This is a genomic window from Alteromonas profundi, assembly GCF_010500865.1.
GTDB lineage: Bacteria > Pseudomonadota > Gammaproteobacteria > Enterobacterales > Alteromonadaceae > Alteromonas > Alteromonas profundi.
In genome coordinates this window covers 164384-187898 of record NZ_JAAAWN010000004.1, presented here as the reverse complement: position 1 = coordinate 187898, position 23515 = coordinate 164384, and the positions used below count along the sequence as shown (strand labels likewise).

17 protein-coding genes are annotated in these 23515 nt (G+C 45.6%); 5 read left to right on the top strand and 12 right to left on the bottom strand.

What is annotated here, in order from left to right; translation table 11 throughout:
- Positions 1–4 precede the first annotated feature (4 nt).
- Genes GTH32_RS04640 through GTH32_RS04605 form a run of 8 tightly spaced genes read right to left on the bottom strand, consistent with a single transcriptional unit; the run spans position 5 to position 10906 of the window.
- Entirely contained in the window at positions 5–1591 is a 1587-nt protein-coding gene (locus GTH32_RS04640) for a class I adenylate-forming enzyme family protein (protein WP_163084074.1), read from the bottom strand.
- 16 nt (positions 1592–1607) lie between these two features.
- Positions 1608–2480 (bottom strand): SDR family oxidoreductase, encoded by an 873-nt coding sequence (locus GTH32_RS04635; RefSeq protein WP_163084073.1) that lies wholly within the window; start codon positions 2478–2480, stop codon positions 1608–1610.
- On the bottom strand, positions 2481–4298 hold the full coding sequence (locus tag GTH32_RS04630; protein WP_163084072.1) for an acyclic terpene utilization AtuA family protein: 1818 nt from the start codon (positions 4296–4298) through the stop codon (positions 2481–2483).
- Complete coding sequence (locus tag GTH32_RS04625; protein ID WP_163084071.1) at positions 4285–6285, bottom strand: acetyl/propionyl/methylcrotonyl-CoA carboxylase subunit alpha; 2001 nt, start codon at positions 6283–6285, stop codon at positions 4285–4287. The genes GTH32_RS04630 and GTH32_RS04625 overlap by 14 nt, the downstream gene beginning before the upstream one ends.
- Before the next feature lie 7 nt (positions 6286–6292).
- The gene (locus tag GTH32_RS04620) at positions 6293–7102 is read right to left on the bottom strand and encodes an enoyl-CoA hydratase/isomerase family protein (RefSeq protein ID WP_163084070.1); all 810 of its coding nucleotides are present in this window, start codon (positions 7100–7102) and stop codon (positions 6293–6295) included.
- Positions 7103–7129: 27 nt separating this feature from the next.
- A complete protein-coding gene (locus GTH32_RS04615; RefSeq protein WP_163084069.1) occupies positions 7130–8743 on the bottom strand; it encodes an acyl-CoA carboxylase subunit beta in 1614 nt (537 codons plus the stop codon).
- A 3-nt stretch (positions 8744–8746) separates the two neighbouring features.
- Positions 8747–9736: an NAD(P)H-dependent flavin oxidoreductase gene (locus GTH32_RS04610; protein WP_163084068.1), complete on the bottom strand. Its 990-nt coding sequence runs from the start codon at positions 9734–9736 to the stop codon at positions 8747–8749.
- Positions 9737–9751: 15 nt separating this feature from the next.
- Positions 9752–10906 (bottom strand): acyl-CoA dehydrogenase family protein, encoded by a 1155-nt coding sequence (locus GTH32_RS04605; RefSeq protein ID WP_163084067.1) that lies wholly within the window; start codon positions 10904–10906, stop codon positions 9752–9754.
- 123 nt (positions 10907–11029) lie between these two features.
- Here GTH32_RS04605 and GTH32_RS04600 point away from each other — a divergent pair, with 123 nt between their 5' ends.
- Positions 11030–12010: a GlxA family transcriptional regulator gene (locus GTH32_RS04600; RefSeq protein ID WP_163084066.1), complete on the top strand. Its 981-nt coding sequence runs from the start codon at positions 11030–11032 to the stop codon at positions 12008–12010.
- 285 nt (positions 12011–12295) lie between these two features.
- On the opposite strand, the gene GTH32_RS04595 is transcribed toward GTH32_RS04600, so the two are convergent.
- Entirely contained in the window at positions 12296–13198 is a 903-nt protein-coding gene (locus GTH32_RS04595) for a LysR substrate-binding domain-containing protein (protein WP_163084065.1), read from the bottom strand.
- 108 nt (positions 13199–13306) lie between these two features.
- Here GTH32_RS04595 and GTH32_RS04590 point away from each other — a divergent pair, with 108 nt between their 5' ends.
- Both GTH32_RS04590 and GTH32_RS04585 read left to right on the top strand, forming a co-directional pair.
- Positions 13307–14422, top strand: a complete 1116-nt coding sequence (locus GTH32_RS04590) for a TauD/TfdA family dioxygenase (RefSeq protein ID WP_163084064.1) — start codon at positions 13307–13309, stop codon at positions 14420–14422.
- Between the two features lie 10 nt (positions 14423–14432).
- Positions 14433–15065, top strand: coding sequence for an HD domain-containing protein (locus GTH32_RS04585; protein ID WP_163084063.1), 633 nt, complete (start codon positions 14433–14435; stop codon positions 15063–15065).
- A gap of 213 nt (positions 15066–15278) precedes the next feature.
- On the opposite strand, the gene GTH32_RS04580 is transcribed toward GTH32_RS04585, so the two are convergent.
- A complete protein-coding gene (locus tag GTH32_RS04580; protein ID WP_163084062.1) occupies positions 15279–15986 on the bottom strand; it encodes a hypothetical protein in 708 nt (235 codons plus the stop codon).
- A 401-nt stretch (positions 15987–16387) separates the two neighbouring features.
- On the opposite strand from GTH32_RS04580, the gene GTH32_RS04575 reads away from it, so the two are divergent.
- A complete protein-coding gene (locus GTH32_RS04575; protein WP_163084061.1) occupies positions 16388–16891 on the top strand; it encodes a MerR family transcriptional regulator in 504 nt (167 codons plus the stop codon).
- Positions 16884–19106 (top strand): VIT domain-containing protein, encoded by a 2223-nt coding sequence (locus GTH32_RS04570; protein WP_163084060.1) that lies wholly within the window; start codon positions 16884–16886, stop codon positions 19104–19106. Before GTH32_RS04575 ends, GTH32_RS04570 begins: the two co-directional genes overlap by 8 nt.
- 84 nt (positions 19107–19190) lie before the next feature.
- Here the strand turns inward: GTH32_RS04570 and GTH32_RS04565 are convergent, their stop codons facing one another.
- Complete coding sequence (locus tag GTH32_RS04565) at positions 19191–19934, bottom strand: FadR/GntR family transcriptional regulator (protein ID WP_163084059.1); 744 nt, start codon at positions 19932–19934, stop codon at positions 19191–19193.
- Between the two features lie 271 nt (positions 19935–20205).
- On the bottom strand, positions 20206–23169 hold the full coding sequence (locus GTH32_RS04560) for a TonB-dependent receptor (RefSeq protein WP_163084058.1): 2964 nt from the start codon (positions 23167–23169) through the stop codon (positions 20206–20208).
- Positions 23170–23515: the final 346 nt, after the last annotated feature.

The window sequence follows — 23515 nt, the reverse complement described above, 5'->3', positions numbered from 1 at the left end:
CACTTTATTGCGTAAAAAAGTCTTTATATCGCTCGCGCAGTTCAACCTTTCGAATTTTTCCCGTACTGGTCATCGGCAGGGTATCGCAGATAAATACGTGCTTAGGAACTTCAAATTTACCCAACCTTTGTTTACAAAACGTTTGTATAGCCGGTAATGTTTCCTCACTTAAATTCTCACCTACTATGCATACGCAGACCGCTTCACCCCAGTGAGGGTGGGGAACACCTATGGCTGCAGCGGCGTCCACTTCTTTCATCATGCAAAGCGTCTGCTCTACTTTTTGAGACGACACATTTTCACCGCCAGATTTGATGGTGTCTTTTACCCTATCTATGAACATTAATTGGCCTTTACTATCAATAAAGCCTAAATCACCCGTATGATGCCACCCGTATTTATAGGCTGCTTGGCTTGCTTGTTCATTTTTGTAATAGCCGTTCATCACTTGTGGGCCCCGCCATACTATTTCTCCGGTTTCCCCCTGGGCTACTTCTTGTCCTTGCTCGTTAATCACGGCTTGTTCGTTAAAACAAAGTGGCACTCCCCAATAATTTCCTTCTTCAAACTCAGTGTCACAGCCATCTTTAAACAAACTCGACACAGGGCTGAATTCTGTCTGCCCACTGCCTAAATGAATTTTGCACCCAAAGGTATCGCGAATGTGTTGTCGGTTTTGTTCACTCATAGGGGCCATGCCATATATAGCTAATTTGAAATGACTTAAATCACGTTTATCAAAATTGGGGGTAGCCATAAGGGCGTTCCACATCATTGGCAATAGCACTGAGGTTTCTATTTTTTCTTTTTCAAAGCTATCTGCTATTTGCATAGGGTCGAATGTCGCGTGAAGCGTGCAGCAGCCACTACGTAATAGGGTTGGATATAAAATAGAAAGCGCAGTGCAATGAAACAATGGCAAAACGAGCAGCATTTTACACTGTGCACTTAGTTCAAGTTCTATTGCTGCAGTAAGTGCGGCTATGGTAAGTGAAAGGTGGGAGGTTTCTACAGCCTTAGGTTTAGATGTGGTTCCAGAGGTGTAAATCATATGCGCGGTGTCTCTGTCGCATATAATTCGGTCTTCAATTTCGGTAACGGCATCTTGTTCAATGAACGATTCAAACGCGTAGTTAGCTTTGCCTTTCTCTTCGCCAAGTTGAATAGTAAATTTGATAGCCTGGTTATTAGAAGCGCTTGCATGTACTAAGTCGCAGAGCAGGGGGTCGTACACGATAACTTTTGAACCACTGTGTTCAATATTAAACTTAACATCGTCCACGCTTTGCATAAAGTTAATAGGCACAACAATTACGCCTAGTTTGTAGCAAGCAAAATAGGTAACCACTACATCAATTTGGTTTGTGGCCAGTACCGCCAGTTTGTCGCCTTGAACAAGGCCTTCTTTTATCAGCGCGTTGGCTAGCTTATTCACTTTGCGATTGAGTTCACGGTAAGTCACTTCACGGCGACTATTGTTGTGAAAGTCAACCAAGGCTGGCAACTCGCCGCTGTCCCTGGCGCGCCGTCTCAACAAGTCACCAATGGCTACGCGCTCTACCAAGTTTTTTTCTAAATGCTGTGTATTCATGCTTATATCCTTGTGGTTAACGCAAAACGTTTGGGGTGATGCTTCTGTGGAAGCCATCCCACGTATCGGTGGCTGGGTGGTGAGTATGTTTAAGTGGGTAGAGTGCGGGGGCTGAGCCCATACTTGCTCCTCCGTCTACAAATAGGGTTTGTCCCGTTACAAAGTTTGCGCCTTTGCTTAGTAAGAAGCACACGGTAGACGCTATTTCTGCTTCACTGGCAATCCTTCCTAAGGGAACAGCGTGCTTTAAATTTCGAATGGCATGTTTCATGTCATCTGGGTAGGCGTCTAAGCCCGATGATGCAACCCAGCCAGGTGCGATAGCGTTAACTCTTACACCAAAAGGCCCCCATTCCCATGCGGCTGTTTTTGTTAAGTTTTCAACCCCGGCTCTTGCTGCGCCTGAATGGCCCATACCTGGCATGCCGTTTTTGTTGTCTGCGGTAATGTTAACGATATTGCCGCCAAACTCTTTAAAGTGTTTATTAAACAACGTTTTGGCCATGAGGAAACCGCCAATAAGGTTAGTTTGTACTACACGCTCAAAGCCGTTTTGAGATATATGGCTTAGCGGGGCGCGAAATTGCCCGCCGGCCATGTTAACTAAACCATGTACCCGCGTATGTAACTGAAGAATAGCGTCTATGGTTTTTAAAACGTCGGCTTCATTACGAATATCAAGGCATTGGTAGTTAGCGGTACCGCCATCGCTGTTAATTTCGTTTACGGTGTTAATAAGCTTTTCTTCGCTTCTGCCTATTAACACAACGTTTGCGCCAAGCGCGGCTAGTTCGTGTGCTGTACAACGTCCTATGCCGCTTCCTCCTCCGGTAACCACTATGGTTTGTTCCGAAAAGCTATGCGGAGCTAGCGTAGATTGATAAGGCATTTACTCACCTTTGTGTTTTGTGAACAAAATGAGAGATGCGGGTACCTCAATTGGCATAGTTAACAGCGTTTGTGCCGCCGATTTGCCTTGACTATCGGTACGAAGCGACGCAGTTCCACCGCCCCCTAACGCCCGTTTTAGCAAAAAATTGAACCCGCCAATGCCCGGTAAATCGTATCGGTAGACGTCGCCTTTTACTGCGTAATTAAAAAAGTTTTTCACCGCTTCAGCGGTTAAGGTGTGGTATAGAAAAGACGTTAACTGTGGGTGACGGGAAACGACGCCTATATTCAAATTATCTCCCTTGTCACCGCTTCGGGCACACGCTAACTCTATTAGCGGAAGCGTTATCTTGTTTTCATTTTCAAAGGCGCTTCCAGCGTCAATATTTGTGTAGATCGCGCCTGTAGATAAGCAATGTGGTGCTTGTGTTTCGTAGGTCGCGCGTTTTACTAACGTGTCATTCTTTTGCACGCTAACAACCACATTAGCCTTGTCGATCAAAAACGAATGAACCCGTATAAGCGGCTGCGGCTTAGGGCGTCCTGCCCCAAAAGCGGCCATACCAGGGGCGGCAGATGTGGCTAAATATGCCATTTCACTTGCACAAAAGTAGAGCGCTTTAATATTGTTATGATGAAGCGTAAATTTGGCGATGACTTCCCGTGCCCCTCCTGCTTTGGCGTGCGGGCCAAAGGTTGCTTCACTGCCTAGAATTTCAATGCATGTGTTACGAAACGGCGCAATATCCTTTTTCCTAAGGGCTAGCTCGGTTCGAGCGATTAACGCTTCAATATTGGTAAGTGCTTTTTGCTTGGCATGGAAACCAGCAATAAAAAAAGTACCTGTGAGCTTGTAGCCGTCTATGTATGTGGCACACACTTTATAGTGGTTGCCAGGCGCAGCACCTTTTGCCCCTGTTACCTTTACTACGTTAGTTTGCGTTTGTGTTAATGAAACACTCGTAAAATCGCAACATACATCCGGTAGCTGATATTTGGCAGGGTCGCCTATTTCATAAAGTAGTTGTTCGGCAACGGTATGTGGGGTGACTAAACCACCGGTATCAGGGGGTATTTCAATAGTGAACGCACCTGTTGATTCTACCTCTGCAATGGGGTAGCTCATATTTGCAAAATCGGGCACGTGTTCCCAGTCGGTGAAATTGCCCCCACAGCATTGTGCCCCGCATTCAAGGAGGTGCCCTGCTAGTGCGCCTTGCGCAAGGGTGTTGTAATCGTCATTTGCCCATGAAAACTCATGCATTAAAGGGCCGAGTACAAGCGCGCTGTCTACTACTCTTCCGGTTACCACTATGTCAGCCCCGGCGTCTAATGCATCAGCAATAGGTTTAGCACCTAAATATGCATTCATCGAGGCGAGCGTGTCAGGTAAGCTGTTGTCTGTATCTATATCGTTAGTATTGCTATTGGCGCGTAACTTTTCTTGCGCATCGGTGAGCAAGTTGTCGCCAAATACTCCCACTACATTCAAATCGATTTCGAGTTCAGAACACAGCTGTTTTAACGCAGCTATACAGGCGGGAACATTAACTCCGCCTGCGTTGGCAACGATCTTTATTCCTTGCTGTGCACAATCTTGCAATACGTCTTTCATGGCAACGGTAACAAAATCGGCGGCATAGCCCAGGTTGTCATTCTTATTTTTAGCTTGCGAAAGAATGGCCATTGTTACTTCGGCTAAGTAATCAAAAATAAGGTAGTCTAGGTTCCCTTTATCCACCAGCTGTCTGGCTGAAAGCTGACTGTCGCCATAAAACGCTGACGCGCCACCAATACGAATGTTACGCTTGCTCATGAGTCACCTCGCTAGCCGGCAATATAGTGGCAATGGTTTGTTTCGACTTAACCTGATCGCCGGCAACTATGCTGTTAAGCTGTACGGTTCCCGTTAGTGCTGCTTTTAACGGATGCTCCATTTTCATCGCTTCCATAATGGCCACCGTATCGCCGGCGTTAACAGTAGCGCCGTCTTCTACCAATACGGCAACGATAACCCCATCCATAACGGTATTTATCTCAGTTGAGTGTTGTTTATTTTGGCCAGCCGTTTTGGTGTGCGTAACACAGGTGAATGTAAAATGTCCTGCTCCTTCATCTATATATAGCGTGTCATCGGCCGCCGAAAATGCCACTTTCTTTCGATGGTGGTTTTCTTCAACTTCCAGTATATGCCCGCCGAACGAGACTAATTTCAAAGACGTTTGTTCTTTTGTGGCGGTATTGAAAATACGATATTGGCCGTTTTGCGCAGTAACGGTAAGTGACGCTTTAATCTCGCCGCAAACCAGTATTACTGGGTAGGCGAAGTGGGTGGACTGCTGCCATCTTGTCTCAGTAGCTTCTTTTGCTAGCCACGCTTTATTCTTCAATATTGAAAAAAGCAGCGCGGCTTTTGCAAATTGAGAAAATGAGGGCCGAGCGCTACCTAGCACGGCTTCATTGTCGGCGTGTAAAGAGATAAACGCAGTAGTAACATCGTTTGACGAAAATGCTGGGCTTTGAATAATATTCTGTAGAAATTGTTTGTTGGTATTTACCCCTAATAGCTGGGTTTCACCCAGTGCCCGCGCCATTTTGCGTATCGCCGAAGTTCGGTTTTCCGCCCCTACAATAATTTTCGCGAGCATAGGATCATAGTGGCTGCTTACGGCCATGTTGTGTTGAATACCATGGTCGGTTCTGGCATTAGTAGGGGGGTGCCAAACCTTTATTTCCCCCGTTTGCGGCATAAAATAGTGTCTGGGATCTTCCGCATACAGGCGTACTTCAATGGCGTGGCCGGTAATGTGAATGTCTTTTTGTGTTAAAGGCAGCGCTTCACCACATGCAATTCGCAACTGCCATTCCACTAAATCTAGCCCGGTCACGAGTTCGGTTACAGGGTGCTCTACCTGTAAACGTGTGTTCATTTCTAAAAAGTAGAAGTGCTTGTCGCTATCCACCAAAAACTCAACCGTACCTGCACCGCTATAGTTACATGCTTTTGCAGCCGCTACGGCAGCTTCTCCCATATGCTGACGTAATGCATCATCCACAAAAGGAGAAGGGGCTTCCTCAATCACTTTTTGATGCCGGCGTTGAATAGAGCAGTCTCTCTCTCCTAGATAAAGTGTATTCCCGAATTGGTCTGCAAAAATTTGGATTTCGATGTGTCGCGGGGCTATTAAGGCGCGTTCTAAAATAAGCTCATCACTGCCAAACGCATTACGGGCCTCTGAGCGCGCTGTTGATATTTGTGCAGGTAGGTCTTTTATTGTTTCAACTAAACGCATACCTTTTCCGCCACCACCGGCACTGGCTTTCACCATTATGGGGAAGCCTATCTCTTCTGCTTTGGCGATTAACGTAGCGTCGCTTTGATCGCTGCCTTCGTAACCGGGTATACAGGGAACGTTGGCTTGAAGCATGGCAACTTTTGAAAGGCGCTTACTGCCCATTAGCGAAATAGCATGCGCGCTGGGGCCAATAAAAGTTACACCCGCTTGTTCACACGCTTTCGCAAAGTCTGAATTTTCAGATAAGAAACCATACCCTGGGTGTATGGCGTGTGCGTTGGTGCGCAATGCAGCTTCAATAACGTTTTCAATATTAAGATACGAGGCAGTGGCTTCGGCAGCGCCCACATACACGGCTTCATCCGCTTGTTGTACGTGTAGTGCATTACGGTCGGCGTCGCTGTAAATAGCCACGGTAAAGAAGCCTAACTTGTGGGCTGTTCGAATTATACGACATGCGATTTCGCCGCGATTAGCGATTAGGATTTTTTGGATAGATTGCGTCATAGTATATTTACTCGCACCAAGAGGGGCTGCGCTTTTGTATGAAAGCTTTGGTACCTTCCACGCCTTCATCACAGGTAAGCGAATTAACAAACGCATCGGCCGCGTTATCTAATAATTGTTCAAGTGGGGTCTCGTTTAGCCCTAGTAGCAAACGCTTGGTGTTTTTGTTCGCAGTGGGCGCACACCGTTTAATGCGCTTAATTTCACTGGTTAGTTGCTGCGTTAGCTGGCTGGGCGGGCAAACCCGATGAACTAAGCCCAATTGAAGCGCTTGTTGGGCGTCTATTTTTTCCCCGGTTAGCGCTAAGCGTTTGGTTTGATCTACACCAATACGGCTTGCCACAAAGGGGGCAATTTGCGCAGGAATGATGCCGAGCCCTGTTTCTGGCAATGAAAAAAACGCGGTTTCACATGCAATAGCAATATCGGCTACACATGCTAAGCCAAACCCGCCGCCAAGCACTGCGCCCTGAACTACCGCTATAACCGGAGTAGGTGAATGTTTAACTTGGGTTATCATATGGCCAAAGCTTCTGTTGAAGTGCCAAATGGCCTGCTCTTTTTCAGACTCACTTAACGAGGATAAATGCATATCAGAAATATCGCCCCCCGAGCAGAAGTTGCCTTCGCTTCCAGCAATAACCACCGCACGCAAATCTGTGATTTCTTCAGTGTGTTGAAAGCATTGCATCACCTCTTCAACAAGCTTTAGGTTCATCGCATTTTTTTTCTGCGGCCGATTAAAATGAATGTATAGAACGCCGTTTTCATGGCGAACGGTAATTTCATTAAAGGCCGTCGAGTTTATGTTATTCATGGTGTACTCCATTAGCTGTTAGATGCACTACAAACGGCCAACGCCAAAGCTAGTAGGGTTTAATTTTTTAACTTTTGCGACCTTACAAATAGATAGTACAAATGCGAGGATAGGGCGGGTGTCTCGGGGGTCTATGATGCCGTCGTCCCACAGCCGAGCCGAGTTGGCCAATGCGCGAGACTTAGCTTCCATAACACCTACGGTATGTTTCTCTAGCGCATTAAGTTTTGTCTCATCCACCTCTCCGCTTCGCTCCATTTTTGCCTGCGCTACGGTGCGAAGTACGCTTCCTGCTTGCGCGGGGCCCATTACCGCTACCACCGACCGAGGCCAAGCAAACATGAAGTCGGGCTCAATACCTCTACCGGCCATGGCGTAATTCCCTGCGCCAAACGAGCCACTGAGCACTATGCTTATTTTAGGCACAGTCGTATTGGTAACCGCCTGAATCAATTTAGCGCCGTGCTTAATTATGCCTGCGCGCTCCGAATCGGTTCCTACCAAAAATCCGGTGGTGTTGTGTAAAAATATAAGCGGTGTGCCAGCTTGCTCGCACATTTGTATAAACTGCGCTGCTTTTGCCGCTCCGTTTGCCGTAATAGGGGCATTGTTTCCTATTACACCGCATGAAGCGCCTTCAATAGATATGAATCCACACACAGTGCCAACATCAAACTCAGGCTTAACCTCCACAAAGTCCGACTTATCAGCAATGCGAGCGATAACTTCACGTACGTCGTAAGGGGTTTTGGCGTCTTTTGGTACTACACCTAGAAGTTCAGCGGCAGAATACGCCGGTAAATCTGCCCGCACCGGCTTAGTTATTTCTTGCTCTTTATTCCAGTTCAACATTTGGGTAACTTCGCGGGCAATACGAATACTATCTGCGTCGTTTTCTGCTAAGAAATCGGCAACGCCAGATACCCCGCTGTGCATCTCCGCACCGCCAATTTCCTCATCGGTGGCTATTTCACCTGTTGCCGCTTTTAGTAAAGGTGGGCCTGCTAGATAAACAGTAGATTGGTTACGTATCATAATCACGTAGTCAGATAACCCCGGTTGATAGGCACCGCCTGCCGTTGCACTACCGTGTACCACTGTAATTTGCGGAATGCCTGCTGCAGATAAGCGAGCTTGCATGGCAAAACCGGCTGCGGAGAATCCAAACCAATCGCCTAACGAGGTAAGATCGCCGCCACCACTTTGCGATAATGCAATTACGGGGAGCTTTTGTTTAAGCGCTATTTGATATAAACGAAGACGCTTCTTACTACCAAGTTCGGTGATACTGCCACCTTTTGTAAGGTAATCATCTACCATAACTATGCACCGCGTATTGGCTACATAACCGATACCAGCGATTACTCCACCACCTGCAGCGCTCCCATCTTTGTCTCCCTCTTGCTTATAACCACATAGCGTAGATAAGGGAAGAAAAGGGGTATTGGTATCTAATAGCAAAGCAAGCCGATTTCTCGGTGAAAGTAGCCCTTTTTCTTCATACCGTGGGGCTTTTTCCTGGGCTTTAAGAACAACGTTTTCCTCTATAGAACGAAACTCAGAAACTGCACGCTCCATCGCCGATGAATTTTCAATGAAGGATGTACTTTTGAGATCAATACTAGAGTGAAGTCTTGCCATAACTTAGCCTCCGGTTCGCGTTGAGTTGATAGGTGACGCGTGGGTGAAAATGGGCGTTTGCGCGGCTTGGTTGTACTCGTTAATAAGTCGATCGATTAAGTGGCTTATTGGCTCTACAGAATGAATACCACTAACGCCGTGGCCCGCACTCCACATGTCTTTCCAGGCATTACTGCCCCCTAGATCTAGGTCCACGCTTTCTTTACCGTCAATCATGGCGAGATCTATGCCTGCTCTCGCTATCGATGGTTTTAAAAAATTGCACTTAACCCCGGTGAAGGTATCGGTAAGTACAAGGTCGCGAAGATCAGATTCAAGTAGCATTGATTTATAATCAGGGTCTACCTCTGCTTCCTTTGTGGCGATAAAGCGGGTGCCCATGTAGCTATAATTTGCCCCGAGTACTTCCGTGGCTCTTACGCCATAGCCATCATTAATTGCACCTGCCAATACCAGTGGGCCTTTCCAGAACTCACGTACTTCGCGAACGAGAGCAACCGGGTTTACTTCCCCAGCATGCCCCCCCGCACCTGCGGCGACCAAGATGAGCCCGTCTACACCCGCTTCAATTGCTTTTCGTGCATGCGCAACCGTAATAACATCGTGAAACACGATGCCTCCCCACTGATGTACCTCATCAACAATGGGTTGTGGATTGCCCTGACTGGTTATTACAAAAGGCACTTTGTGTTTTTTCACTACATCAAAGTCTGCCGCGAGACGTTTATTCGATGAGTGAACAACCATATTCACAGCAAAGGGGGCAACTTTGGTTGCAGGGTTTTCCCGCTTTTCAGCTTCAAGGGCGCTGGCAATAGTTGTTAACCATTCATTTAAGGCAGCTTGAGTACGTGTGTTAAACGCTGGAAAGCTTCCCACAATTCCACTTTTACAGGCGCTAATAACTAAATTAGGGCTCGAGACTAAAAACATGGGGGCGCAAATAATGGGCAGCCTCATATTTTCATTAAGTAACTCTTCAACTTTTTTCATAATGTGGCTACAGCGCTATCTTCGTTTAGGGAAAATGTCCATGTATTTAGCGATAATACCCAACATCATTTCATCGCTACCTCCAGCAATAGACAGTATGCGCGTGTCGCGGTAAGCCCGTGCAACAGGGTTGTCCCACATAAATCCCATTCCGCCCCAATACTGTAAACACCCGTCGGTGACTTGCCGCCATAAACGACCGCTTTTAAGCTTTGCGATAGACGCTAAATAGGTGGCATCTTTACCTGAAATATGGTCTTGGCAGGCTTGCCAGGTTAGGGCACGAAGTGCTTCAATTTCGCTTTGAAGTTCAGCCAACTTAAAGTGAACAGCTTGATTAGAAATTACCGGTTGGCCGAAGGTGTTGCGGTCTTTTGCCCACTCAATTGTGTCGTTAATAATGCGTTCCATGCCTTTTAATGCACTCGCGGCAGCATACATGCGCTCTTCTTGAAACTGCATCATTTGCATGCTGAAACCTTTATTTTCCTCACCAATTAAAAACCGTTTTGGCACGCGCACATCATCAAAAAATATTTGGCCTGTGTCGCTGGCGCGCATGCCTAATTTATTAAGCGGCTTGGAAATAGTGATCCCAGAAGTATTAAGCGGAACTACAATTAGCGATTTGTTGGCATGCACTTGTCCATCACTGGTGTTTGCCAGCAAACACACCCAGTCAGCTTGGGTCGCATTGGTAATCCACATTTTAGTGCCGTTTATAACGTAGTCGTCGCCATCTGAACGGGCCGTCGTTTTAAGGCCAGCCACATCTGAACCGGCGCCAGGCTCACTTACACCAATACATGCAACCATATCTCCCGCTATTGCCGGCGCTAAGAATTCGCGCTTTAAGTCCTCACTTCCAAAGCGTGCCAGGGCAGGGGTAGCCATATCGGTTTGTACCCCAATAGCCATGGGGATAGAGCCTCCATACGCTCTACCTATTTCTTCGGCAAATACAAGGTTGTAGCTATAGTCTAAACCTGCGCCACCGTGCTTTTCAGGTTTTTGAATTCCCAGTAAACCCAAGTTTCCCATTTTCTTAAACAACGTATGCAGAGGCGCAATGCCCTCACTCTCCCATTCGTCAATAAACGGGTCCATTTCTTGATTAACAAAATTGTGAACCGTTTTTCTAAGTGCATCGTGCTCTTCGGTAAATTGCATTTTTGTCTCCACACATTTTCAACTGATCCAATAGTAATTTTGTGAAAATAATGTTAACAGTGTGAGTTGGGACATTTGATTGGCCATTTGGGCCAAAGTGTCGAGATTAAACAGGGAGAGGGAATGCTAAACCACGTTACATTGTATGCGAGTGAAAGCGCCATGGGGCTTAGTATGGGGTTAACGCATGATGTGCTTAAGTTCGCTTCAGACCTACAAAATAGGATATTAGGAAGACCAATAACTGTGAAGCTGGTAACCATAGACGGTAATCCCACGTCTACGTTTAGTGGTTTAGCTATTACGCCAGATTGTGCGTTGGCTGATATCGAAGAAACAGATCTCGTTATTCTACATAGTGTTTGGGGAGACATGGAGCCACTGCTTACTCAGCAAGCTGCTTTATACCCAAAGCTAAGACAGTGGCATAGTAAGGGGGTCCCTATTATGGCAGCGGCTACTGGTGCTTTCTTTTTAGCACAGGCGGGTTTACTTAATGACAGAATGGGAACAACGCACTGGCATAAGCAAGGGCACTTCGCGCGGGCTTTTCCGAAAGTAAACCTAAGGGCCGATAGATTTATTACTGCTACTGGAGAGTTGTATTGTTCTGCCGGGCTAAACGCAGCGTTAGAAATTATAGTTTTCCTAATATCCCGCTTATCGTGTAAAGCCGTGGGAGCAGCGATAGAGCAAGCGTTTCTTGTGGACTTTCGAAGAGGTGTAACAGCAGAAACCACATCATTGAATCACCAGACTTACCATCAAGACGACGATATTTTGAATATTCAGCAGTGGCTAGAGATACATTTTGCAGAAAAAATCACTATTGGGGAAATGGCGGCGCGCATTAATATGACAGAGCGTACTTTTAAACGTCGGTTTAAAGAGGCGACAGGCGAAACGCCTCTTAGCTACATTCAGCAATTGAGAATTGAACAGGGGAAAGAATACTTAAAGCACAGCGATAAAAGTGCTGAAGAGATAGCGTGGGCCGTAGGGTATCAAGACCCAGGCCATTTTAATCGTCTTTTTAAACGTACTTTTGGGGTAAACGTATCACGGTGGCGTGAATCATATAAGCACACACCTAGTAGAAAATAGCCTCTTCGTATAAGTCATCGAATATAGCCTCGCTGAACTCAACGGCTTTGACATGCTTATTAAAGTAGACTTTTTCATCGGTTCGAATCTGCGTGTTTATGAACTTTAAATCATCCCCAAACGATGACCGCTGCGAAATTGGACAGTCAATACTCCCGGGGTACGCTAAAGGTATCGAGATATACAGCAGGCGGATTCACAGAAACTACAGCCGAGTTTTAAAACTACACTAAATAATCAGCGATTAAAGCTTATAAGCCAGTAGCGATGCGTTTTACTTACATACTACGCCTCATTAACCAACCATTTAATTACATTGCCGATGGCGAAGGTGGAATGGTAGTTAGAGCAAATGGTATAGCCTCTACCGGGTGACTTTAGGCTAGGGCCCAGTGGAATAAGCTTGCCTTCATCAATGAAGGATGTGATTAAGCCTTTCCAGCCAAGGCATAGGCCTTGCCCTGCCACTGCTGCCTCTACAATTAACGGAAAGTTGTTGTAGCGAAATAAAATAGGGTTTTCTGATGGCTTTATTTTTACGCCTTTCGACCAGCTTTTCCAATTAGGCCAGCGTGGGTCGTCTACGTCTTTGTGAAGCAACGGAACGTCGTTTAAATCGGTGAGCGCTTGCCCCGCTTTAAGGCCTAACTTTTTTGCTAATTCAGGCGAGCAAACGGGAAACACTTCTTCTTCAATCATCATGTGCTCGTATTCGTATCTTCCCGCTAAATTCGAGTAGTGAAACACAATATCGGCTTGTGATGCGAGAAGATCAGATAAGCTATTTGTGGGCTGAATTTCGAATAAATAATCGGGAAAGGCTTGCTGTAGGCGCTGTAGTCGCGGCATCAACCAGTGAAACGCAAACCCAAAGTATGCGCTAATAGAAATACGTGTTCGAAAATCGTTAAAATCGTTTTTTGCACTGTCTGTGGCACGCTGAATTGTGGCCAGTGCTTTTTCTATTTCATTATAGTATTTCATGCCGGCCATGGTAGGTGAGGTGGGTTTATGCTCTCGATTAATTAATACCCCGCCAAGCACCTCTTCTAGTGCGCGTATTCGCTGAGATACAAGGGGCTGACTTATGCCTAATTCTTCGGCAGCAAGGGTCATTGAGCCGAGTTTAACGGTGGCATCAAAAGCAAGAAGACTATTCAATGTTGGTGATTCGTTGCGCTGCTTCATAATGAATTTGCATGTTTCTCATAAGTCATAGCTACTGTTGTGCTATGTGGTTTTGCTTGATACTCGCAGCCTGACATTTCACAGAGGAAAAATCAAAAAGTGCAACAGGTGCAATCACTCAATTACCGCATAGATGAACAACAAGCTCGCGTACTTGCATCCATAGATGGCAAAGAAATTACATTGCCTGCGCTATGGCTAAGGGAGCGTTGTCAAGATACAGAAAATGTAGATAAGACAACCAAACATCGCCTGTTCGACCCGCATCAGCTAGACACAGATTTAGCGCTTACTCGGGTAGAAAAAAAGAGTGCAATGCGTGCTAATTTAACCTTTAGCGATGGCTATAGTGGTGAATACGACCTTAGCGAATTTAATGCGGATTTTGATCACCTTGATGGTGCTCCTGCACCGCGTCCGTGGAAAAGCGATATTGATAAGTCTGTTTTTCATGTGGACTATCATTCACTGCATACAGACAAGGGGCTTATCGCGGGTATTGAAAAGTTTCTTACCTATGGCGTAATTATTGTTGATAACGTACCGCAAAACCTTGAAGCCACTATCGAGGTAGCTGAAATTTTTGGTCATGTAAGAGAAACCAACTTTGGTAAGTCTTTTGAAGTATATTCTCGACCCAACTCAAGCGACCTTGCTTATCGTTCAGTGCCGCTAGGGCCGCACACAGATAACCCGTATCGCGACCCCATGCCCGGCATTCAATTATTGCATTGCTTACAAAACCAAGCGGGTGAAGGTTTATCTACGCTAGTAGACAGTTTATCTGTGTTAGAACAGCTAAAAAAAGAACAGCCAGAAGGCTACAAAATGCTTAGCGAAGTACCCGTACGTTTTCGCCATTTTGATAGTGAAGTAGACTTAGTAGAACGACGTACCATTATCGAGTCTGACGCCACGGGTAAAGTTACTGGCATTGCTTATAGCCCCCGTTTAGATAATTTGCCGTTATTAAACGATGAAGATTTAATTACGTTTCACAATGCCCGTAAACGGCTAGGTCAGCTACTTAGCGCACCAGAATATGAATGGAAGTTTTGTTTACAGCCAGGGCAGCTGCAAATGTTTCATAACACCCGTGTATTGCATGGAAGAACGGGTTTCGATCCGAATAAAGGATTACGTCATTTGCACGGCGCTTATATCGACTACGACGCACCAAAAGGCCGTTATAAGTTGTTAAAGCAAAAAATGCGTGGGCAATAAAGGGGGCACTATGGAAACCGTAGCATTTAAACAAATGAAAGAAGGAACAAAAGAAGAGTTCCAATTTCTTGATAAGCACGAAGCAGAATTTGCGAAAGGGCTGCCAGATAGAATTTTAAATGCGTTAAAGCAATTAGAAAATACACTCTCTGGCTATCAGGTTTCGCGTTTAGAGCACTCGTTACAATCGGCGACGCGGGCAGAAGAAGATGGCGCGGATGATGAGATGATTTTAGCTGCGCTTGTGCACGACTTAGGCGACGATTTGGCGCCGCATAATCATTCTCAATTTGCAGCTGCTATTTTACGTCCTTACGTGCGACCTGAAGTTACCTGGGTAATTAATCAGCATGGTTTGTTTCAAAATTTCTATTATGCACATCATTTAGGTGGCGATAGGAATGAGCGTGATTACTTAAAAGATCACCCGTGGTATCAATCTTGTGTCGATTTTTGTGAAAAGTGGGATCAGTCTTCTTTCGACCCAGACTACCCCACAAAACCGCTATCGCATTTCGAGCCTTTGGTACGTCGTATCTTCTCTCGTCCGGCGTTTGATCCACAATACGTAGGTGATCAAACCATGGGCAAAAGTGCGGTAGATATAGCGATGTCGGGAGCCGAACCTACTTTTAATAAGTAGTCAGGCGCGTGCTAGGGCAAGGTTAAGCAAAATCTGTATAGCGATAGTACTGTTACTAAGCTACATAAGAGTTACCTCTTTTTTGATAAAGATGCCATATTGATATCAAAACGGGTAACTCTGGGTTTTCACACAAAGGCCACAAGCGTAGTTTGCTAATTTGTTTTGCTTTCGCGTTGAAATATAGCATGGCCGACGAGTGTAAACCTTGGGTTAGGTTGCTAAAATTTCCTTCGCGCTCTTTCCTTTTACATACTCCTGCCAGAAATTAACAACGGTATTGTCAATTAAGGCTAGTCCGTTTCTACAAAACCACTTTCCTTTAGTACCAAAAATATCAATCTTTCTATCTTCTGCACGTAGCTTCGTATAGATATCTTCTTTTATTTGATCAAACTCAGAATTGTCGTAGTAGGAGTCATAGCATTGTCCAGGCGTTACCAAAAGTGAATTTCTCTCGGTAGCTGCAAGCCCAGCTAGATTTATGGTGAGTATATACTTTTCCGCTGCTTCAACCGTATAGGTACCGCGCCACCTCTCTATCGCGTCGTGGTGTTGATTGAAGTAGTTTATCAAGCCCATTTCTTTTTCAAGCCAGTTTACTACGGTATGAGTACGAAGCTGCTTCGATGAGTGTAGCCTTGGTTGACCCTTAGCTTTTTGTTTGTCCATACTCAGTGACCAACTAGGAAGCGATACGTCGTGAAGGTAGCTTACGAGGGAATAGCTGTTCCGTACTTTTTTACCTATTCCATCATCATTTACAATGCTTGAACGTGCGCTCCAAGTACGGTTGCCCGCTACTTGAAAACCCCAGTACCCCGGTCCGAATCCGCTATGAGAAAAGAGGTAAAGTTCTAACCCATATAGCCTGTGATACTTTTCAACTAATAAATAAATTGCCTTGGTGATTTGACGCATAAAATTTCTATAAATCAATAACCTGATTTTATTAAGTTAAGAGTAATGAATTCGTTAATATAAAAAGGATAATAATCTTAAACGATGAAAAAATAATGCATACCATACTTAGATGCTAAAAAAGTGTCACAACCTACTTTTAGGGTGTACATATACGCATGCCCATAAAGCTTTTCTGGCAAATTTTTGAACCCATAACTTACTAGCCTTTTGTCATAGTACGTGACAAAAACGCCGCCTTTATCTCTAAGGGAATGCGATAGCAGGTGAGTGATCTTATGAGCAATTGTATTAAATACATTGCCCCTTCGCCTAGCCTATACCTTGACAATTTAAATGACAGCTTATATAACAGTTTAAGTGTCATTTAAATGTGGCGTTTATTTTAAGGTGAAAGAGTGATGGCTGAGTATACAATTGAACAGTTGGAAGACTTAACGGGGTTCGCGCGGCGAACGATCCGCTATTACATTCAGCAAGGGTTAGTTGAAGCCCCGTTTGGTGCGCGCAAAACCCCTCGTTATACCGAGCGTCATGTAGAGCAGTTACTGCTAGTACGCAAGTACAAAGAGGCGGGCCTAAACCTTTCACGTATTGCCTCGCTTTTACAAACACAAGGGGTGTTAGGCGAGCATCTACCGCATGCTGATGCTTCTTCTGAGCCTTCTTCTAAACCTTCATCTCAACCTTCTTCTAAACATAGCCCTCAAGGCAAGGCCGCTGGCGACATTAGCTTTGTATCCCGTATTCATATTGCCGATGGGGTTAGCCTTGATGTTGATAGTGCGCGGTGCAACTTAACGCAGCATCAGCTGCGTGATTTGGCTAATTCTATTGTTAGTCAGCTGCAGCAGCAATTAAACCCACAAGAACAACAGGGCCCCCAAGGAGCAACCAATGAATAAATCTGTTATGCATTTATCTGCCACCATTGGTGTTTCATTTAAAGGGCCTATGGCGCTTACCCGTTATTCACTGCAAGTGGTAAATAATGGTACTAACCCTGTAGAAGCGCTTTATCACTTTGCGCTACCGCGAAGCAGTAGCTTAATGAAATGCGATGTGATGATGGAAGGGCGTACCTTTAGTGGGCAAGTGTTACGTCGCAATGAAGCCAGTAATGTATATGAAGAGGCTGTGGAGTCGGGGAAACGCTCGGTAATGCTTGAGTCTATGAATGATGGGGTTTATGGGCTGAATGTAGGGAATTTGGATGGGGGAGAGTCGCTCACCATAGAAATGACCATTGCCAGCTTGCTCACAATAACGAATGCAGGGGATACGTTCACCTATCGCTTGCCTACTACGCTGGCGCCTCGTTATGGGCAAACAGGAAACGATATGGAGCCAGAGTATCACTTTTTTGCCGAGTACCCTTTTTCTGCTACGGTTAACTTACCCCATAAGGCGCAAGTGCAGGCAAGCTCTCATGCGCTGTTAGGTGATGCCTCAGTTATTAAACTAAATGGGCTGCTCGACAGAGATATTTTTGTTACTTGGCAGCAAGATGCGTGCGATCAGCTTTTTAATGCTAGCTACCGAGGTTATAGCTATACGCTAGGCGTGCCGAATGTGGCTTCTAGCGATGCACTATACGCCCCCTCAGGAAGCCCTTTTTTGCATGTGGTACTCGACCGCTCGGGGTCGATGGAAGGGGCGGCAATAGATTTATGTAAACAGGTATTAATTGATGTAGTACAAAACCTTAGTTCATCGGTAGCGTTCAATATTACGTCGTTTGGATTTGAGCATGAAACCCTATTTGCAGGTAGAGCTACCTTAAATACACAGCATAAAAAAGCAGCACTTGCGGCACTTAACCAAGTATGCGCCGATATGGGCGGAACCGAGCTTATTAGCGCCTTACTGCACGCTATTACTTATGAAAAGCCGAGTGAAAAAGCCAAACATATAATGCTTATCACCGACGGGCTTATGCATTTAGACGAAGAGGAGGTGGCTGCGGTTCAATTAGCATGCGAAAAGCACAATGCGCACCTTCACATTATTGGCGTAGGCTACAGTGTAAATACACAGGCGTTAGTACGCTTATCTCATGCCACGCGCGGTACGCTACATATTGTAAACCCCAATGGCGAGTTGAAAGAGGTGGTGAAAAATACGGTTAAGGCCATTCATTCAACAGCCCTGCCTGTTGAATTATGCTTTACCAAGCTCACTGACAGTGCCGAAGTAGCGCCTATGGCGTGGTCTTCTGGCGATACAGTGTGGTATACAAATTTGCCACAGCCGGTGTTTGCCCAAGGGGAGTGCTCACTTACTGTTGCCGGGCATCAGCACGAATGGCGAAGTGAAACCGTTAACGGTGAATGGGCACAAGCGCTAGTGCACATAGCGGCCGCGCAGCATATTCATGAACTAGAGAGAGAAGCGGCCACCGAATTGGCAACGCACTTAGGTATGCTTAGCCTATACACGAGTTTTGTAATGCTTGATGTAAGCGAAGAATGTATTGATTCGCCAGCCACACCAAGGGTTATTCCGCAAATGGTTCCGCCCGATGTTTGCTTTCGTTTAGCGCCACCGTCTGCAATAAGCCATTCTGCGGCAGGTGCGCATATGAATGTAAGCTACGCCCAAGATCGCCATGACGACTTTGAGTATTTTTGCTTAGGGCCGGTACACTATACATCGGTAGAACAATTGGTCGAGGTTCTACTTAACGATATGAATCGACGTTGGTGGCGTAAAACGCAATGGACGGCGCAATATTTAAGAAAACTAGAGTTTGCAACAAGTCGTGTTAAAGAGCTCGAAGATTTAGCGCTGCAAGCAAATGTATCACTTTATGTTGTAGCAGTGTGCTTGGTGCTCGCGCGAATTGATGCTGCGTCAAAGGTATGTGTTGATGAAAGCGCTAAAGGTAGAAATGAACACTTCGTTGATACTCGCGCTAGTGAAACAAGTAATGGTTTGGCCGAACTAGATAACTTACTTAACCCAGCTGAATGTAACAAGGTAGATGTTACCGCCAGAATTAAGCGCCGACTGGATAGGTTAGCCCCTACTATTGGCCACAGCGTTAAGCAAAAGGTAGCTGAATATTATGAACGGCAGTTACCAAACTTCGATGAGTGGGGGCAGGCCGACATTTTATAAGAGCTTGTATAAAACAAAAAAACCGGCCTATTGATAGGCCGGCCTTAAATTGTTGTTTACTACCCTTCGGGCAATGCTATGGGCCTAGCTGCGGCTCACAATGTGGCTTAATGAATAAAGGTCGCGCGTTTGGCTGGTTTTCTTGCGCACTTCTTCTAGCGCTTCAGCTTCACTTACTGCAAATAACGCATTAATTAAGCGGTTAAAGTGCGCATGCATGGCCGAGCGGGCCGCTTGCGAATCTTTTTCTTTTAATGCGTTGAAAATAGCTCTGTGTTCTTCAAGCCTGTCTTGGTCTGACTGGCTACACACGCTGTTGTAAGATTTTTTAATTTTGGGCTGAGAGTCACGTAATTCCCAAAATTGTTCCACTGCTAACAAAATAGCTTTGTTGCGGGTGGCGGTAGAAATGATCACATGGAAATCGCGGTCGGCATTATCAGCATCAATTCCCGATTCCATCGCATCTAGGGTTTTCTGCAGGGCTTTAAGCTCACTATCGGTAATAGATACCGCGGCTAACGCAGCAGCTTCGCCTTCTACTAAGGCACGTGCTTGGGTTAACTCAAAGGCGCTAATTTTGTCGGCTATTTTTTCAGCTTCTTCGTTAGCCTTTTCTAAAACATAAACACCCGAACTGGTTTTTACCTCAACTAACTGCATTACTTCTAACGCAATAATAGCCTCACGAATAGTAGGGCGGCTAACGTCGAAGGTTTCGGCAAGTTCACGTTCTGGGGGAAGACGGCTGCCGGGCGGATACAAACCAGACTTAATCAATGACTCAATTTTTTCGGCAATCTGCCAAAACATACGACGGCTTTTCATTTCTAAACCCTTTGAGGAAATTTTGTTACGTATCTGCGGGTGCGTTGTGAGGTGTTCGCATATTCGTGGTCAGTTGATTGAACCCCATCAGCCCAAAAACGAATATCCTTGCTTCGTTTGGTACGATACTTCATACATTCTTACCAATATACATAGAATTGGTAATATTGCAATATCACGATAAGCAGATTATAACAATGCTCAAACAAAAAAAGCGAGCCGCTCGGGCTCGCTAGCAAGCGGAACAGATGTTCCTAACACACACAAATTTTTAGTAACGGTACGTCACCCCAAGCGTGATACGACGGTCGGTCAGACCTTGGTAACACAATAGCGCGCCTTCGTTAACACAGTACTGTTTCACGTCAGATTCCGTGATGTTCACAGCTTCTAGGCCAACATTTAATTGGTCATTAACATCGTAACTAACACTGGCGTTTAACTGGCCTCTGTCGTCTTGCACCACTGGGAAGCCCCAAGGGAAGCTAGAGGTACTACCGAAGTCAGTTGAACGGTACGCTTCACGCCACGTGTAGCGAGCGCGCGCCGAGATACCGTACTTTTCATAGTAAAGCGTAAAGTTATAGGCGTTCTCAGACAGGTTAATTAAGCCTTGAATAGCTGTAACATCAATGCCTTCTTGGCCTGTCGTAGCGGCAAACACTTGGTCCGCACGGCTAGTTGCGCTATCTACAGCGTCACCACCTGAGAACTCTTGAATTGTGTAGTTTGCAAGTACACCGAAGCCCGATGCCCAGCCCAACTCTTCTTCAAAGTTAGCAAGGTCATATTGCACCGCAATCTCTATACCTTTTTGGGTTGTTTCGTCGGTATCGTTAATGTTGGTAGAGGTGGGCACACATACACCTACACCGCCATCAGGGCCAAATACGTTAACGTCAGCAATAGGGTTAAAGATACCGCCGTCTTCACAAGGTGCTGTGGTATCACGGTAACCTGTTACTGGGTCTTCGTAGGGGCTTACTTCTTGCTGAACAATCAAGTCGCCACGGGTTTTGTGGAAGATACCTACACTTAATACACTCGATGGCGCGAAGTACCATTCAACAGATAAATCGAATGAGGTTACTTCTTCTGGCAATAGGTTAGGGTTACCTATTGCAACCGGTGGGTTGGGGCTTGTTGAATAGGTTACCGAGGTAGAAAGGTCGTCAAAGTCAGGGCGACGAATATCTTTACCCCAGCCAGCACGAACAACAACATCGTCGGTTACATCGGCAATAATATTAATGCGCGGTAACCAGAAGTCGTAATCACCTGTGGTGACAACAGAAGACACCACGTCGTTACCATCGGCATCAACGGTGGTCGAGTTACCTAACGATTCAATATCGGTTTTAAGATAGCGCACACCAAAGTTACCGCGGAACATGTCTGTGGCAAAGTTACCTTGTGCATAAAGCGCGTGGGTTTTCTCTTCAATGTCGAAGAAGCCTGCTGAGCTTGAAGTAGGCTCACTAATTTGTTGTGAACCACCTATGGTATCAATGGCTTCTTGTAGCGTAGTAAGTACGCGGTCTGGATCAGATGCCACCAATTCAGGGTCAATCAGTAGGAAATCACGAACGTATAGCTCTCGGCCATCAGCTTCATTAAAGTTAGTTGGGCCCGCTACAAGTAAGTCGGAAAATAAGCTACCGCGTGGGCTATCTGCCATGTCGCGTAAACCAACGTTCGAGCTAATTTGATCTCGTAGGCTGGAGGTTTTACTAAAACGGTAACCTACATCTACCGAGGTAATGAACGAGTCTAGGGCGTAGCTTACATCTACTCTAAACGCATCTTCGCTGTTCTCCGACACGTTTCTGCCAATGTTTACATCGCGTAGAACTACGTTGTTAGGATCTAGCAGTTGTTCGGCAGAAGGGCCATAAGGCGCATCTGAGGCAATACCGAACGCTAGCGAACCGCCCGATAAGTCGTATTCAAAAGGAACACTATTGTCGTTGCCGCCGCCAGCATCTAAAGGCGCATTAGGGTTAATAAAGTTAAGTGTTGTATTGAAACTTGGCGTAGTGGTATCTGACGACGATGAGGCGAGTTCTGCGCTTACAAAAATTACGTCGCCTTGCCATTCACCACCTAGGCGGAACACTTCGCTGCGGGTAATACGCGAGTTGGTATCACTTGAAAAACGAAGGTTAGGATCGTCATCATCATCGTCAAGGTTTACCGGAATTACGCCAGCTAACGCGGCTTGAATAGACCCTAGGTCGGTGCCGCCTAATGAACCAAAATCTACGGTTTCAAACTCTGTTGGCACTGAAATGTTGTTTAAGCTACTTACACCAGAAGCTTGTACCCGCGAACTTTCTTGTAAACGTTCTTGGTCGTTAATGACAGCGTCAAAGAAGAACTTAGTATTTTCGTTAGGTGCCCACTCGATGGTACCGGCTAAGTTAACTGTTTCATATTCGTAGTTGTCGTAATCTTGTACGAAGAACTGAATAGGTAAGAAATCGAAAGATTGTGCGCTAGCTGCGCCGCTATCCGAGGTAATAATATTATCGCGGTCTGCTCTTGGGCGAAATGCAGATACGTCTTGTTCGGCGTAACTTGCACTTACTACAACACCGAGTGTGCCTGTATCTAATTCCCAGTTATCCCCTAAGGTTGCCGACACACGAGGCGTAAAGGTGCTGTCAGTGGTCAAGCTGCTGTTTTCACCCTGTAAGCGAAATACTGCAAGGGTATCGTCAAGCTCTAGTGGACGAATGGTACGTAGGTTAATGGTACCACCCACCGACCCTTCAATGGTTTTAGCCATAGGCGACTTAGTAACTTCAACACCGGCAATAATAGCCGCCGACACATCTTCAAAGTTGATGCCCGTACGACCTGCGCCAGAACCTACCGTAGACACACCGTTAATTTCAGTTCTGTTTGCGTCAGTACCACGAATTTGTACGCCAGTACCAACACCTGCAGTACGAGTAATTTGAATACCGGTGACGTTTTCTAATACTTCGGCCAGGTTTTGGTCAGGCAATTTACCAATATCTTCTGCTTCAATCACCTCTACCAAGTTATTTGAATAACGCTTCTCAGCAAGGGCATTGGTAAGGGAGCTACGGATACCTTTTACTTCAATAATTTCTACAATATCGTCGGCTTGCGTATCGGTATTGGTTTCTTGTGCATAACCAACAGAGCTCATGCTAATGGCGGAAGCCGATAGCATCGCTAAGGTAAGTTTAGATAGTTTGTGTTCCATAGTGTTGTCCTGTGTGTGGTTTTCGCGCCAATTCAAATGTGTGAATAAATCAGCGCCGCATCTCATATTGTTAATACTAGGGTTGCGACAATTTGTAAGAACACTACTGGAAGAACTTACAAATGATTAACGCAATACTTACAATATATAGCGCAAAGGTCAACCTTTTGGTAATATTTATTTAAATTTATTAGACTAATTGTTATGACCAAATTGGTTATAAGAGCTGTGTGAAAACGGCGTGATTTGGTCTTACGTTAATGTGCTTGGCGTTATTTTTAGAATAATGCTATATCTTTCAATAAGATATGCTTAGTGGTAAGGTGGGAGTTTAAACCGCTGCAAA